Annotated in this window: 14 protein-coding genes; 2 read left to right on the top strand and 12 right to left on the bottom strand. The window is 53.6% G+C overall.

What is annotated here, in order from left to right; translation table 11 throughout:
* The first annotated feature begins 4 nt into the window (after positions 1-4).
* Positions 5-217: a DNA gyrase inhibitor YacG gene (gene yacG, locus CWE14_RS06380; RefSeq protein WP_126798604.1), complete on the top strand. Its 213-nt coding sequence runs from the start codon at positions 5-7 to the stop codon at positions 215-217.
* Positions 218-242: 25 nt separating this feature from the next.
* Here yacG and mutT read toward each other — a convergent pair whose 3' ends face one another.
* The 3 genes from mutT to CWE14_RS06365 are packed head-to-tail and all read right to left on the bottom strand — an operon-like array spanning position 243 to position 4,364.
* A complete protein-coding gene (gene mutT / locus CWE14_RS06375) occupies positions 243-644 on the bottom strand; it encodes an 8-oxo-dGTP diphosphatase MutT (RefSeq protein ID WP_126788541.1) in 402 nt (133 codons plus the stop codon).
* A 4-nt stretch (positions 645-648) separates the two neighbouring features.
* Entirely contained in the window at positions 649-3,387 is a 2,739-nt protein-coding gene (gene secA / locus CWE14_RS06370) for a preprotein translocase subunit SecA (protein WP_126798603.1), read from the bottom strand.
* Positions 3,388-3,434: 47 nt separating this feature from the next.
* On the bottom strand, positions 3,435-4,364 hold the full coding sequence (locus tag CWE14_RS06365) for a peptidoglycan DD-metalloendopeptidase family protein (RefSeq protein WP_126798602.1): 930 nt from the start codon (positions 4,362-4,364) through the stop codon (positions 3,435-3,437).
* A gap of 30 nt (positions 4,365-4,394) precedes the next feature.
* On the opposite strand from CWE14_RS06365, the gene CWE14_RS06360 reads away from it, so the two are divergent.
* On the top strand, positions 4,395-4,709 hold the full coding sequence (locus CWE14_RS06360) for a DciA family protein (RefSeq protein ID WP_126798601.1): 315 nt from the start codon (positions 4,395-4,397) through the stop codon (positions 4,707-4,709).
* Positions 4,710-4,780: 71 nt separating this feature from the next.
* Here CWE14_RS06360 and lpxC read toward each other — a convergent pair whose 3' ends face one another.
* The 9 genes from lpxC to murD form a co-directional block, all read right to left on the bottom strand.
* Positions 4,781-5,695: a UDP-3-O-acyl-N-acetylglucosamine deacetylase gene (lpxC, locus tag CWE14_RS06355; RefSeq protein WP_126798600.1), complete on the bottom strand. Its 915-nt coding sequence runs from the start codon at positions 5,693-5,695 to the stop codon at positions 4,781-4,783.
* A 144-nt stretch (positions 5,696-5,839) separates the two neighbouring features.
* Positions 5,840-7,033, bottom strand: a complete 1,194-nt coding sequence (gene ftsZ, locus CWE14_RS06350; RefSeq protein ID WP_126798660.1) for a cell division protein FtsZ — start codon at positions 7,031-7,033, stop codon at positions 5,840-5,842.
* Between the two features lie 69 nt (positions 7,034-7,102).
* Entirely contained in the window at positions 7,103-8,311 is a 1,209-nt protein-coding gene (ftsA, locus tag CWE14_RS06345; RefSeq protein WP_241972342.1) for a cell division protein FtsA, read from the bottom strand.
* A 43-nt stretch (positions 8,312-8,354) separates the two neighbouring features.
* Positions 8,355-9,080 (bottom strand): cell division protein FtsQ/DivIB, encoded by a 726-nt coding sequence (locus CWE14_RS06340; RefSeq protein ID WP_126798599.1) that lies wholly within the window; start codon positions 9,078-9,080, stop codon positions 8,355-8,357.
* Positions 9,081-9,085: 5 nt separating this feature from the next.
* Positions 9,086-10,012, bottom strand: a complete 927-nt coding sequence (locus tag CWE14_RS06335) for a D-alanine--D-alanine ligase (protein WP_126798598.1) — start codon at positions 10,010-10,012, stop codon at positions 9,086-9,088.
* Positions 10,009-11,490: a UDP-N-acetylmuramate--L-alanine ligase gene (murC, locus tag CWE14_RS06330; RefSeq protein WP_126798597.1), complete on the bottom strand. Its 1,482-nt coding sequence runs from the start codon at positions 11,488-11,490 to the stop codon at positions 10,009-10,011. The genes CWE14_RS06335 and murC overlap by 4 nt, the downstream gene beginning before the upstream one ends.
* Positions 11,487-12,572 carry an undecaprenyldiphospho-muramoylpentapeptide beta-N-acetylglucosaminyltransferase gene (gene murG / locus CWE14_RS06325; protein ID WP_126798596.1) on the bottom strand — a complete coding sequence of 362 codons (1,086 nt, stop codon included), beginning with the start codon at positions 12,570-12,572 and terminating at the stop codon, positions 11,487-11,489. Before murG ends, murC begins: the two co-directional genes overlap by 4 nt.
* Positions 12,569-13,816 carry a cell division protein FtsW gene (ftsW, locus tag CWE14_RS06320; protein WP_198676541.1) on the bottom strand — a complete coding sequence of 416 codons (1,248 nt, stop codon included), beginning with the start codon at positions 13,814-13,816 and terminating at the stop codon, positions 12,569-12,571. Before ftsW ends, murG begins: the two co-directional genes overlap by 4 nt.
* Positions 13,803-15,155 (bottom strand): UDP-N-acetylmuramoyl-L-alanine--D-glutamate ligase, encoded by a 1,353-nt coding sequence (gene murD / locus CWE14_RS06315; RefSeq protein WP_126798595.1) that lies wholly within the window; start codon positions 15,153-15,155, stop codon positions 13,803-13,805. The genes ftsW and murD overlap by 14 nt, the downstream gene beginning before the upstream one ends.
* Position 15,156: the final 1 nt, after the last annotated feature.

The raw sequence follows: 15,156 nt of genomic DNA, 5'->3' as shown, positions 1-15,156 counted from the left end.
GTGTATGAGTAAGCAATCAGCCCCCCTCATTGTGCAATGCCCAACGTGCGACGAGCCAGTGATATGGCAGCCAAGTTCAGAGTTCCGTCCGTTTTGCAGCGAGCGCTGTCGACTGATTGATTTAGGTGAATGGGCAAACGGGGAAAAAGCAATTGCCGGGGACCCACTGCCGCAGGCCGTGAATCCGGATGCTGATAAAGAGGACGATGGGTGGTAATTACTTACCGCTGGCAGCCGCTAGCCTAGTCTTCCGCCAGCAGGCGTTCAATGATCGGCTCATTGGCTTGCGGAAACGGATAGGCTTCCAGTTGGTGGCGCGGTACCCAGCGCCATTCCTGCCCTTCGAGTCCTTCAACCTGGCCGCTAAAACGAGTCACTGTCCATACATCCAGGCGCACTCGTTTGTCACTGTAGGCATGTTCGACCACGGTTAATGGCGCGGACTCTTCCACCACTAAATTCATTTCTTCGCGCAATTCACGCGCCAGGGCATCCTGCACCGTCTCCCCGGCTTCAACTTTACCGCCAGGAAACTCCCACAGGTTGCCCTGATGCTGGTGCGCCGCGCGGCGGCTTAGTAAAAACTCACCGCGGGTATTCTCAACCACACCTACTGCGACGTGGACAACGGGCTGCGATGCCATCGGTTTAGCTCAGCTTACCGTGGCATTGCTTGTATTTCTTCCCTGAACCACAAGGGCAAGGGTCATTACGACCTACTTTTTCGCCTTCGCGAACCTGCGGCTGGCCTGTTGGCGCACCAACTGGCAATGGTTTATCCGCAGCATCGTTGTTCGCACCACTGGTTGCGGCACTGTCGTGCTGGAAACTGCGCTGTCCGGCGTCTGCTTTACGACGTTGCGCTTCGACCGCTTCCACGTCTTCTTCAGCCCGTACCTGAACTTTACTTAAGATACCAATCACATCAACTTTCAGTGCTTCCAGCATTTCCATAAACAGGGTATAAGCCTCACGCTTGTACTCCTGCTTTGGATTTTTCTGTGCATAACCACGCAGGTGAATACCCTGACGCAGATGGTCCATTGCCGCCAGATGCTCTTTCCAGTGCTGATCCAGGCTCTGCAACATGACCGCTTTCTCAAACTGACGCAGCACTTTTTCACCAACACGCTCTTCTTTCAGCTTGTAGGCTTTATTGGCTTCTTCAATAATTCGCTCACGCAGGACTTCTTCAAACAGTTTGTCGTCATCGTCGAGCCATTGTTGCACTGGCAGAGGCAGATCAAAGTCAGCACGCAAACGTTCTTCCAGACCACTGATGTTCCACATTTCGTCCAGTGAGCCTGGCGCAATGTACTCGCTGATCACATCATTTAGCACGTCGTCGCGAATACGTTCGATGGTTTCCGCCACGTCGCCTTCGTCGAGCAATTCGTTGCGTTGCTCATAGACAACTTTACGCTGGTCGTTGGCTACGTCATCGAACTCAAGCAGTTGTTTACGAATATCAAAGTTGCGCGCTTCGACCTTACGCTGGGCATTCTCAATCGCTTTGGTCACCCACGGGTGCTCGATCGCTTCGCCGTCTTTCATGCCCATCCGCTTCATCATCGAAGCCATCCGTTCTGAGGCGAAAATACGCATCAGTGGATCTTCAAGAGACAGGTAGAAACGTGATGAACCCGGGTCACCCTGACGACCGGCACGACCACGCAGCTGGTTATCAATGCGGCGTGATTCATGACGTTCGGTGCCGACAATATGCAGACCGCCCGCTTCCAGCACCGCGTCATGGCGCTTTTGCCATTCCTGCTGTGCTTTTTCGATAGCCTCTTCGCTAGCATCGCCCATGCCTTCAAGCTCGGCCTGCCAGTTACCACCAAGTACGATATCGGTACCACGACCAGCCATGTTGGTAGCGATGGTTACAGCACCCGCCTGACCTGCCTGGGCAATGATTTCGGCTTCCTGAGCATGGAATTTGGCGTTCAATACCTGGTGTTTAATTTTTGCCTGTTTCAGCAACCTTGAAACCAGCTCTGAACTTTCGATTGAGCTGGTACCCACCAGTACCGGACGGCCTTGCTCGCGACATTCCCGAACATCTTCGACAATTGCTTTGTACTTGTCTTCAGCAGCGAGGAAAATCAGATCAGGACGGTCATCACGAACCATAGGTTTATTAGTTGGAACGACTACGGTTTCCAGACCATAAATGGACTGGAACTCAAAGGCCTCAGTGTCAGCAGTACCGGTCATACCGGCCAGCTTTTCATAAAGGCGGAAGAAATTCTGGAAGGTAATCGAGGCCAGCGTCTGGTTCTCGTTCTGGATCTTCACCCCTTCTTTGGCTTCAACCGCCTGGTGCAAGCCTTCAGACCAGCGACGCCCTTCCATGGTACGCCCGGTGTGTTCGTCAACGATCACCACCTGGTCTTCTTTTACAATGTAATCGACGTCACGCTGATACAGGTGGCGCGCGCGCAGTGCCGCATTGACATGGTGTAACAGGGTGATGTTCGCCGCTGAATACAGTGACTGACTGTCATCCAGCAACCCTTCTTCACGCAGGATATCTTCAATATGTTCCTGACCATGCTCGGTCAAATGCAACTGGCGGGCTTTTTCGTCGATAGTGAAGTCACCGACCTCACCCACTTCGTTGCCATCTTCCATCAGCTGGCGGGTAAGCCGCGGCACTATGGTGTTCATTCGCTTGTACAGTTCTGAGCTGTCTTCGGCGGCACCGGAAATTACCAGTGGGGTCCGCGCCTCATCAATTAAGATCGAGTCGACCTCATCCACAATCGCGTAATGCAGCGGGCGCTGTACGCGGTCTTGCGGGCTAAATGCCATGTTGTCGCGCAGATAGTCAAAACCAAATTCATTGTTGGTGCCATAAAGCACGTCACAGGTATAGGCATGCTTCTTCTCGTGCGGCGCCATACCAGCCACGTTACAGGCCACTGTCATACCAAGAAATTCAAACAACGGGCGGTTCCAGTCCGCATCACGACGTGCCAGGTAATCGTTCACGGTCACGATATGGACACCTTTGTCGGTCAGTGCATTCAGATACGCCGACAAGGTTGCGGTCAGAGTTTTACCTTCACCGGTACGCATCTCGGCAATCCGGTTGTTATTCAGGATCATGCCGCCAATTAACTGCACGTCGAAATGGCGCATGCCAAAAACGCGCTTACTGGCTTCGCGCACAGTTGCAAAGGCTTCGGGGATCAGATCATCCAGTTTAGTGCCGTCACTCAGGCGTTGCTTAAACTCGTCTGTCTTCGACCGTAGCGCGTCATCGCTTAATTGCTCGTATTCACTTTCCAGCTGATTGACCTGGATAGCCACTTTGCGTAACTGGCGAATAATGCGGTCATTACGGCTACCAAACATGCGTTTAAATAAACTGCTGATCATGAGTTCTTATCTGTCCTAAATCCGTTATAAGTAGTGTCTGCTTACTTCTACTGCGAAGCCAGACGGCGTTGCACATGGCTACTGGGGTTTACGTGGCGCCCGTTTTCTATTACTTCATAATGTACGTGTGGCCCCGTTGAACGACCCGTCGTGCCAACTGTGGCAATGGACTGGCCGCGGGTGACGACGTCGCCCACCTTAACATCAATCCGGCTCATGTGGGCGTAACGAGTACGCAGTCCACCACCGTGATCAACTTCTATCAGATTACCGTAGCCAGCGCGGCGACCCGCAAAGGTAACAATGCCTGCGCCAGTGACCACCACGGGTGCACCTTCTGCACTGGCAAAATCAACCCCCCGGTGCATCCGCGGGTTCCCATTAAACGGGTCTTTACGAATACCGTAGGGTGATGACAACCAACCAGTGGTAATCGGACGCCCTGCAATTTGTCTCTCATCATTCATATGGTGATTAACCATCACAGACTCAAGGAGGCGGAGCTGTTTTTGTTTTTCTTCGAGCTGTCCCAGCATCGCATCGATGTCATTTAACACCGAATGCTCAGTGTCACTCGGCCATTCGGCAACCGTAATTTCAGGACCACCGACTGGCATCGGTTGTGAGAAATTGAATTCACCAGGCTCAAGTTGAGCGACTTCAGTTAAACGTTGACCCAAGGCTTCAAGGCGCAGCAGTTGTGACTGCATTTCACCAACCCGCATGGTCATCGCCATCAGTTCCTGCTCAGCGTGACGACGCACTTCGCGTACGGCTTCACTTTGTAAAGCCAGTTGCTGCTGCTCGTCGCTAATGCGATGCTGCGCATAGGTGGTATCTAAACCGTCGCTGGTCCAAGGCTGATAATAGCTAACGACCAGAAATGCGCTCAGACCGGCTAGCGACAACAAACGTCGACGCGAGAACCGTAATCCGAACTTCACTTTCCTGCCACGATAAATAATTGATAAACTCATGCTAATACTCTTTTCTGTGCCGAGAACAAAATGATCCGCAAACGTGCGCGAGACATTCGCCAAATTATGCAACAAAGCCGCCTGAGCTCGGTGCAGCAACGCACGGAGCAGTTTCAGGTATGGCAACGCTTATGGCAAGAGTCTCTGCCTGCGGACTTAGCGCCTTTTTGTCGTTGTACCGCGGTATCTCAGGGCGTTATTAAAATCGCTGTTGCCAGCGCGGCCTGGATTCCACGGCTTCGCATGTTAGAGCCCCATCTTATTGATTATTTCAATCAATTTCTAGAACAACCTGTCCATGCAACCGAAATCAAAGTTGACCCTGGGTTTAGCCAGCGTCGTTAATTTCGCCTGCCTTAAAATGCGAAAAGCGGTGTCCTTTAGGGACACCGCTTTTTTTATTACTATTCAAGACCTTAAGCAAGTACGGGCTGCAGGTAACTAATTGGAGACTCGACCCGCTCTTCCTCGAAGGTTGTAAATTCCCAGGCCTGCTGATTTTCCAGCAAGGCAACCAGTAATTGATTGTTCAACGCATGACCTGATTTGTAGGCACGTAAATGGCCCAGGATACTGTGGCCACCCATATACAGGTCGCCCACCGCATCGAGGATCTTATGCTTCACAAACTCATCGTCGTAACGCAGACCGTCGCTGTTCAATACGCGGAACTCATCAAGCACCACCGCGTTTTCAAAGCCACCACCCAGCGCCAGGTTATTTGCACGCAACGTTTCGATGTCTTTCATAAAACCGAACGTGCGGGCACGACTGATATCTTTAATGAAGTTCTGGCTACTAAAGTCCATCGATACCATCTGATTAGTATCGGCAATTGCAGGGTGTTCGAAGTCGATCGCAAAGTCGATGCGGAACCCGTTATGGGGTAACAGTTCCGCCCACTTGTCGCCATCTTCCACGCGCACCTTCTCTTTCACCCGGACAAACTTCTTCGGTAGCATCTGTTCTTGCACACCCGCAGACTGCAGCAGGTAAATAAACGGGTGCGAGCTACCGTCCATGATTGGAATTTCATGGGAGTCCACTTCAATGATCAGATTATCAATACCCATCCCTGAAATTGCGGCCAGCAAGTGTTCAACCGTCGATACGCGAACGTTGTCGTCGTTGATTAAACAGGTACACATACGGGTGTCGCGTACCAGTTCAGGTGATGCTTTAATTTCCACCACCGGGTTGAGGTCGACACGACGGAACAACAGGCCCGAGTTTGCCGCTGCGGGACGCAACGTCAAATTGACCTTATTGCCTTTATGCAAGCCAACACCTGTAGTGCTGATCGCTTGCTGAATCGTACGTTGTCTAATCATAAAAACCTCACTCTCACTTGCTGCATGCCCCAACTTTATTTTGCGCATTACTTGCGCTTGGGGAAAGTGTACTACCCGCTCCAGTAAGGGCGGCCGAGCACTATAACAAATAACACAGCAATGGTCAATCAATAACCATTCGTATCAGTCTGCTTGTCGACGTAAAAACGCTGGGATATCAAGAAAGTCAGCATCCGTTGACGGCTTTGACTTCGCAGCTGGTTTTTCCAGTGACTCCTGGGTCTCGCTTTGCTCTTTATAAGCACGCGCCGTGGCTTCTTTGCTGCTGGCGTAACTGCCAGTGCTTGCACTGCTGGTGCTGGTGCGGCTGCCGCTGCCTTCAGGTTTTTGCGTATTCACCAGTGAAATATCCGGCTTGCGCTCTGCGCCAATACCAGTCGCAACCACGGTGACCCGTAATTCGTCTGACATTTCCAGGTCAATCACGGTTCCCACGATCACGGTCGCGTTATCAGAAGCGAACGACTTGACCGTATTACCGACCGTTTCGAACTCTTCAATGCTCATATCCATGCCCGCAGTGACGTTTACTAATACGCCACGCGCGCCAGACAGATCAATATCTTCCAGCAACGGGCTGTTAATAGCCATTTCCGCGGCTTCCTGCGCACGGTCTTCACCTGAAGCGACACCGGTACCCATCATCGCGGTACCCATCTCACGCATAACTGCCTGCACGTCAGCAAAGTCGACGTTGATTAAGCCCGGACGAGTAATCAATTCAGCAATACCCTGCACCGCGCCTAACAAAACGTTGTTCGCTGCGCTAAAGGCATCCAGCAAGCTGGTTCCGCGGCCCAGTACTTTAAGCAGTTTTTCGTTTGGAATGGTAATCAGTGAATCGACGTGCTCAGCCAGTGCAGCAATACCTGCATCGGCAGACGCCATCCGCTTCTTCCCTTCAAACGGAAACGGCTTGGTCACTACTGCAACGGTCAGAATGCCTAATTCTTTAGCAACTTCTGCCACCACAGGTGCTGCACCAGTTCCGGTACCACCGCCCATGCCTGCGGCGATAAACACCATATCGGCCCCTTGCAGTTGGCGCGCCAGCTCTTCGCGGTTTTCTTCCGCAGCCAGACGACCAATTTCAGGGTTAGCACCCGCACCCAGGCCTTTAGTGACATCCACACCAAGCTGGATGGTGACATCCGCTTCATGTCGACGCAGCGCCTGCGCATCGGTATTGGCGGCAATAAACTGCACGCCTTCAATCGATTCGCTGACCATGTGTTGAACGGCGTTACCACCGCCACCACCGACACCGATCACCTTAATGACCGCATCGGACTCGTAATTGTCCATTAACTCAAACATGCTACTCATTGTTTTTCTCCACTTACCTGCTAGTTGTTGTTACCCCATTACGATCTTTTTCTAAGGCGCTTAGAACTCGCCTTTAAACCAGCTCTGGATTCGTTTCCACCATTTGCTGGTTTCCTTGCGTTCTTTTTCTTTTAACTGTTCATTCAGTTTCAGCTGACCGAAGCGGAGCAGGCCAATGCTGGTTGCATAGGCTGCATCGCTGACATAGTCAGTCAACCCTTTAATATTCAGTGGAGTGCCTAAACGCACCGGCATCTGAAAGATTTCTTCAGCGAACTCCAGCGCCCCTTCCATCTTCGCGGTCCCGCCGGTCAACACAACACCGGCCGCAATCTGCTCATCCAATCCACTTTTCTGGATTTCGTCACGCACCAGTTCGAACAGTTCCTGGTAGCGAGGTTCAACCACCTCGGCCAAAATATGCCGTGACATGGTTCGCGACGGACGTCCGCCCACCGACGGCACTTCAATATTATCTTCCTGGCTCACCATCTGACGCAGCGCACAGGCGTACTGCACCTTAATGTCTTCTGCGTGGCTCAGCGGAGTACGAAATATTTTCGCTATATCATTGGTGACCTGGTTACCGGCTACCGGAATTACCGCGGTATGGCGCAACACACCGCCTGAGAACAGGCAGATATCAATGGTGCCACCGCCCATGTCGACCAGGGCACAGCCAAGCTCTTTCTCGTCATCGGTTAAAACCGCATGACTTGAGGCCACCGCAGAAAAAATCAAGGACTCAACTTTTAAGTCGCAACGTTCGACCGCTTTCTGAATATTTTTCGCCATGTCGTTGGCACAGGTAATAATATGTACCCGCGCTTCCATCCGCACCCCGGACATACCGATTGGGCTTTTGATACTTTCTTGCGAATCAATCACATACTCTTGCGGCAGCACGTGCAGAATGCGCCGCTCCTGGGCGATTGGGACGGACTTGGCGGCGTGAATAACACTCTCCACGTCATCCTGAGTTACTTCCGTTTCGTTGATCGGCACCATCCCGTTTTCGTTCTGGCAACCGACATGACGCCCTGAAATATTCAGGTACACCGAAGACACCCGGCAATCAGCCATCAGTTCGGCTTCATCAACCGCACGCTGAATTGACTGCACTACCAGGTTGAGGTCGTTGACGCCGCCTTTGTCCATGCCGCGGGCAGCGGTTACACCCACACCGACCACACTCAGTTCGCCGTCGGGTAACATCTCACCGATCAGCGCGACCACTTTGCTAGTCCCGACGTCCAGGCTGACAATCATTTTGTCTTCTTCTGTTTTCACGATCACGGTTAACTCACTTCTCTCATTCTTCACGCCAACCTACGGCGACACCTGTGTCATACCGTAAATCGACATAGTCAATGTCTCTGTCATCGGCCCGCTGCAAACGTTCATGTAAATCAATAAAGCGTTGAATGCGTTGCAGCCGCGCTTCACGCCCTAAGTGAAGGGTAATTCCCCCTTCTAGTCCGACACTGACCGAAAATCGCTCGGTCACGCTCAGCTCATCAATCCGGTAGCCGTTCAACTGCAACAGCTCATCGATTCGCAGGTACTGGCGCATTACTTCGTCAATATCTGCAGGCGGCCCGTACAAATGAGGAAGCCAGTCCTCGACTTGCTCAACCCGCCCGGAAAATACCTCGCCGTCTCGGTTTACCAGCGCCTCATCGTTCCAAATGGCCAGCGGCACCTGCTCGACTAGAAAAATCCGTAACCGCCCTGGCCATTCCTTGCGCACCGCCGCACTATATATCCAGGGTAGCGCTTCAACCCGCGCCTTCAGGGTCGCCATATCGGCGCCAAAAAAGCTGCCTACCTCGCCTGCCACCAGGGCATCGCGGACTTCATCCGAGCTGGTATAGACCAGCTCACCCTGCAGTACTATCGCGTCCAGCGGGACCTGTTGTTCATCCATCAGTACCCGGTAAACCCAGTTCCCGGCCAGATAGATCCCAACCAGCAACAGCACCAGACTGAGCAGGCCGAACCAAAAGTCCCATCGAACTTCGCGCCAGTCGACTGCCATCAGTCTCACTCCTGGCTGCTACGTAAAATCCGCACAACCAGGTCGCTAAAGCTCATTCCCTGCTGACGAGCGGCCATCGGTACCAGGCTCTTCTCTGTCATGCCCGGGACCATGTTCACTTCCAGCAATTGCAGGTCGCCCTGCGTATCAGTTTTAAAGTCAACCCGACCCCAGCCCTTGCCGCCGACGGCAGCAAACGCCTTGACCGCGACACGACGCAACTCAGCTTCAAGTGCGTCGCTGATCGGGGCAGGACAAATGTACTCGGTGGTATTGTCCTGGTACTTGGCTGCATAATCATAAAATTCATGCGGTGTCCGTACTTCAATCGCCGGTAATGCGTCGCCGTTCAATACCGCCACCGTGTATTCCGGCCCATCCAGCCATTGTTCAACCAACACGTCCTGGTCATATTGCAACGCGTGCTGCAATGCATGCTGAAGCTGTTCCGCGTTTTCCGCCTTCGCCATGCCAACACTCGACCCTTCCTGGCTCGGCTTGACCATGACTTTGCCGCCCAATTCAGCCAGTACATTGGCCAGGTTCTCGTTCACATCGCTTTTTGTCAGTACTCTCGACGCCGCAGTCGGTAAGCCGATGCCACGCCATAAATATTTGGTTCGCGCTTTATCCATTGCCAGCGCACAAGCCATCACGCCGCTGCCGGTGTAAGGCAAGCCAATCGCCTCCAACACCGCCTGGGTATGCCCGTCTTCACCGCCCCGACCATGCAAGGCAATAAACGCACATTGGTATCCTGCGCTTTTCAATGTCAGTACGTCGGTCTCTGCGGTGTCAACGAAGTGAGCGTCCACTCCAGCTTGCTGCAGACCTTTACAGACCGCTGCTGCCGAGCGCAGGGAGACTTCCCGCTCTGCCGAGTTGCCGCCGCCAAGCACTGCTACTTTGCCAAAGGAAAGCGATGTATTCATTGCTTGCCTCCCGACTGCTGACGCAACTGCTCCGGGTTCAACGACTGGGCATCCAGTACTTTCGCCAGGCCACCAACATTGCCGGCGCCCTGAGTTAAGACGATATCACCGGGCTGGATGATGTCCGCCAGGCGACTGGCCAGTTCATCAACCTGTTTCACATAGACTGGCTCCAGGCCCGCCTGCTGTCGTAACGAACGGCACAATGACCGGCTGTCAGCGCCTGCAACCGGCTCTTCGCCCGCGCCATAAACTTCCAGCAAGAGCAAGGCGTCGGTTCGTCCAAGCACCTCAACAAAGTCTTCATACAAATCGCGGGTACGGCTGTAACGGTGCGGCTGGAAACACATCACCAGGCGACGTTCAGGCCAACCCGACCGAACCGCAGCAATGGTCGCTGCCACTTCACTCGGGTGGTGACCATAGTCATCAACCAGCATCACATCACCATCGCCGAGAGGGTAAGTACCGTAGTGCTGAAAGCGCCGGCCAATACCTTCAAAGTTGAGTAGCGCCTGTTCAATCGCGCTGTTTTCGATCCCTTCGTCGGTTGCCACCGCAATCGCCGCCAACGCATTCAGCACATTGTGCCGACCCGGCAGGTTAAGCACCACCGACAATGGTGACTGCCCTTTACGCTGCACGGTAAAACGGCTTTCGTTACCGGTTTGGGTATAATCCAGTGCCCGTACATCGGCGTCTTCGCTAAAGCCATAAGAAACAATCTGACGGCCCACCTGCGGCAACAATTTACGAATAACCGGGTCGTCAATACACATCACCGAGAGGCCATAAAATGGCAGGTTATGCAGGAATTCTAAAAACGTATCCTGCACCCGGCTGAAATCACCTTCATAGGTGTCCATATGGTCCGCTTCAATATTGGTCACCACGGACACCATTGGCTGCAGATGCAAAAACGACGCATCACTTTCATCCGCTTCCGCGATCAGGTATTTGCTGCTACCCAACCGAGCATTACTGCCGGCGCTGTTCAACAAACCGCCAATAACAAACGTCGGATCCCGTTCCGCCGCCGCAAAAATGCTCGCAATCAAGCTGGTGGTGGTGGTTTTGCCGTGCGTGCCGGCAATCGCAATACCATGTCGAAAGCGCATCAGTTCGGCCAGCATCTCGGCACGGCGCACAACCGGAATCAACTGCTCACTGGCGGCCGTTAATTCCGGGTTATCCGCTTTAATGGCAGAGGAGACCACCACCACACTGGCGGTTTTCACGTGCTCAGCATCGTGACCCATTTTAATGCAGGCGCCTAACTGACGGAGTCGCTGCGTGTTGGCGTTCTCAGCAATATCTGAGCCGGAAATCTGGTAGCCCTGATTGAGCAGCACTTCGGCAATCCCGGCCATGCCCGCGCCACCAATGCCGACGAAATGGATCCGCTTAACGCGGCGCATCTCGGGCACGCTGATCACGGTAAATGGCTGGCGGTCTGTGCCGCTTCTGATCTCACTCATACTACTACCTGCTCTTTCATTAACTGCTGACAATGGCGCACAATCAGTGACGTCGCCTCAGGTTGCGCGACTTTGCGTGCATTTTCGCCCATTTGACGAAGCTTATCCGGCACCGCTGTCAGTTCTTCCAGGGTGGCAAGCAGATGCTCCGCCGTCATTTTCGTTTGTGGCATCAGTACCGCAGCGTGCTGCATTACCAGAACTTCAGCATTGCGCGTCTGATGGTCATCCACTGCATGCGGAAAAGGCACCAGCACACTGGCAATGCCTGCCGCTGCCACTTCCGCCACGGTCAACGCCCCGGAGCGACAAACAATTAAATCATGGCTGGCGTATGCCGCCGCCATGTCCTCAATAAATTCAAGCACATCCGCCTCAACCGTTGGCGGACACTGCTGATACGCCTGCAGGGTCTGATCACGATTGCCCTGTCCTGCCTGATGGGTAACGCGGATGGCATCACCCCGCCACTGACTCAGCGTTTGCGGTACGCGCTCATTCAGCACCCGAGCGCCTAAACTACCGCCAACCACCAGGATGCGGATAGTCTGGTGAGCACGTTCAACGCTCCGGTTGAGGGTGAAAACTTCTTCGCGTACCGGATTACCAACCCACTCTGCTGAGGGCAGGGTTTTACGCGCAATTTCAAATCCAAGCAAGCTCCGATTAGCGATCTTTGCTAATAATTTATTGGTCAGCCCGGGTACCGCGTTCTGCTCATGAATTAACAACGGCACGCCGATCAGTTTCGCTGCCACCCCACCTGGCCCTGCGGTATAACCGCCAAAACCAAGCACCAGGTCGGCACGCAACCGTTTTAACAGCCGGGCAGACTGCCATACCGCGCGACTTAACACGAAAGGGGCTTTCAGGTAACCGACTACACCACGCCCGCGCAACCCCTGCTGCGACATCGCGTGAAACTCAAAACCTGCTGCCGGGACCACTCGCGCTTCAATTTTCTGCTCTGTGCCAACCCAGCTAATCTGATACCCTGCATCACGTAACTGGCGGGCCACGGCTAACGCCGGAAACACATGCCCGCCGGTGCCACCAGCAAAGATCACCACATGCTTACTCATGAGTGCACCACCTTACGCCGCCGCGGTGCGCTTTTTTTCTTCGCCGGGCTGGCTCGATAGCCGACCCGAAGCTCGTAATCGATACGCAACAAAATGGCCAGTGCGATGGTCATCGCCAACAGACTGCTACCACCGTAACTGATAAACGGAATGGTTAAACCTTTGGTAGGAATAATACCAGCGGCGGCACCCACGTTGACCATGGTCTGAAAGCCAAACCAGATGCCAATTCCATGCGCCAGATAGCCGCTGAATGCCCGTTTTTGACGCAACGCCCGTTGCCCCAGAAACAGCGCCTTTATCACCAGCGCAAAGAGCAATGTTACCGTAATCAACACACCGATAAAACCTAACTCCTCGGCCATCACCGAGACAATAAAGTCGGTATGGGCTTCCGGCAGATACTGTAACTTCTGCACACTATTGCCCAAACCCTGACCAAGCCAGTCGCCGCGACCAAATGCCATCAGCGACTGGGTTAACTGGTAGCCACTACCAAAAGGGTCTTCCCACGGGTTCCAGAACGAGGTCACCCGGCGCATCCGGTAGGGTTCGAAAATAATCAGCGCCAGCAGCGCAATAAGCAGCGTCAGCACCACGCCAAAGAACTGGGTAATGCGGGCACCAGCCAGAAACAACATGCCCATGCTGGTCATTGCCACCACCACCACGGTCCCCAGATCGGGCTGCGCCAGCAGCAGCATACTAATCAGACCTAACAGCGCCAGCGCTTTAAGAAAGCCCTTAATATTTTTTCGCACTTCGTCATGCCGACGGTGCAGGTAACTGGCCAGAAAGATAAAGAAGAACAATTTGGCGAACTCAGCGACTTGCAGGGTCATTGGCCCAATCCGGATCCAGCGGGTTGCGGCATTCACCGTATGGCCGACGAAGAGCACGGCGACCAGCATCACGATAGCAGCCAGACAAAGCCAGCCATTGATTGCTTCCCAACGTGACATCGGCTGAGTTAGCACAGCCATGGCGACGACCATACTGAAGGCAAGGTAAAGCCCATGGCGAATAACGAAATAAAATGGGTTACCGGTCAGTCGCTCGCCCACGGGCATCGATGCACTGCTTACCATAACAATACCAATCGCCGCCAGAGCAAGCATAATGAGCAGTAACTGCCGGTCATATAACAGCACCGACTGTTGTTGATGATACCAGTGGCGAACGCGCGTCATCACGCCATCACGAACCGGCATCTGCAGTTCCAGTTGTTGCTCACGCGTCGCCATACAGAGCCTCCACCGCGGCGGTAAATACGTCACCACGTTGTTGGTAGTCGCGGAACATGTCGAGACTGGCGCACGCTGGCGATAACAGAACCAGACTATCTTTGCTGGTATGTCTGGCCGCTTCTCGCACCGCTTCCTCGATGCCATCCACCTCGATCGCACCGCGTTTCAGTGCTGCGATTTTGCTGCCGTCACGGCCAAGGGTAATAAGCACGTCTACCTGTTGCAAAGGTGCTTTCAATACATTCAGATCAGCCCCTTTGCCGTCACCCCCAGCTATCAGAATCAGCTTGCCGCTGACATCGCCACGCAGCCCTTCGATAGCCGCAATACAAGCCCCGGCATTGGTTGCTTTAGAGTCATTGACCCAACGCACACCGTCTACATTGGCCACCTGCTGGCAGCGATGTGGAAGCGGTTCAAAGCTGGCCACCGCATCTGCAGCACACTCAAGATCGGTGCCCAAAGCCGCTACCAGAGCCAGCGCTGCCTGTACGTTGAGCTTGTTGTAATCACCCGGCATTGGCATGCTCGACACCGCCAGCAGCGGCTGACCGGCAAAAACGATGAATTCCTCACCGTCGACCATCTCAACCGTCAAATTATGTTCGTCTGCGTGTAAGCCAACACTGAGAAAATGCTGCAGTTGACGACGACGTAACGGCACGCTTAGCGCATCATCACGGTTGTAAATGCACATATCGGCTTTACGGTAGATACGGTTTTTAACCCGTGCATAGCTTTCCAGATCCGCATAACGGTCCATGTGGTCTGGACTGACATTAAGCACGCAGGCCGCCGCTGGATGTAAGCTATAAGTCTGCTCTAACTGAAAACTAGATAGCTCGAGAACAATGCAGTCATGGCCCTGGTCGAGCAGCTCCAGAGCAGGGATACCTATATTGCCGCCGAGACCGACATGGCGCCCGCACTGGCGCAGAATGTGGGTGGTCAGGCTAACCACGGTCGATTTACCGTTCGAGCCGGTTACCGCTAACACGGGAACATCAACCAGCCGTGCAAACAGTTCAATATCGGAAATAAACTCGACCCCGGCATCGCGTGCCATCAGTAAAGCCGGGGCAGTAAAGGCCAGGCCCGGACTGACAATGACCAGATCCAGGCCAAGCAAGTCTTCAAGTTTAAGCTCACCCAAATAGCATTCGTGCTGCGCTAAATCGGTCGCCTGCTGATACTGTTCAGAACCTTGTGGACGGGTATCAAACAATACAGGTGCGACGTCGTGCGCGGCTAAAAAGCGCGCAGCCGACATCCCGGTCATGCCAAGACCGATAACGCCGATGCGTTCATACCCCTGTAAAGCCGCCTTCACGTCCATA

Source organism: Aliidiomarina soli (assembly GCF_003986975.1).
Classification (GTDB): Bacteria; Pseudomonadota; Gammaproteobacteria; order Enterobacterales; family Alteromonadaceae; genus Aliidiomarina; species Aliidiomarina soli.
The sequence above is the reverse complement of the archived record's forward strand: the minus strand, read 5'-3'. Positions and strand labels throughout refer to the sequence as shown.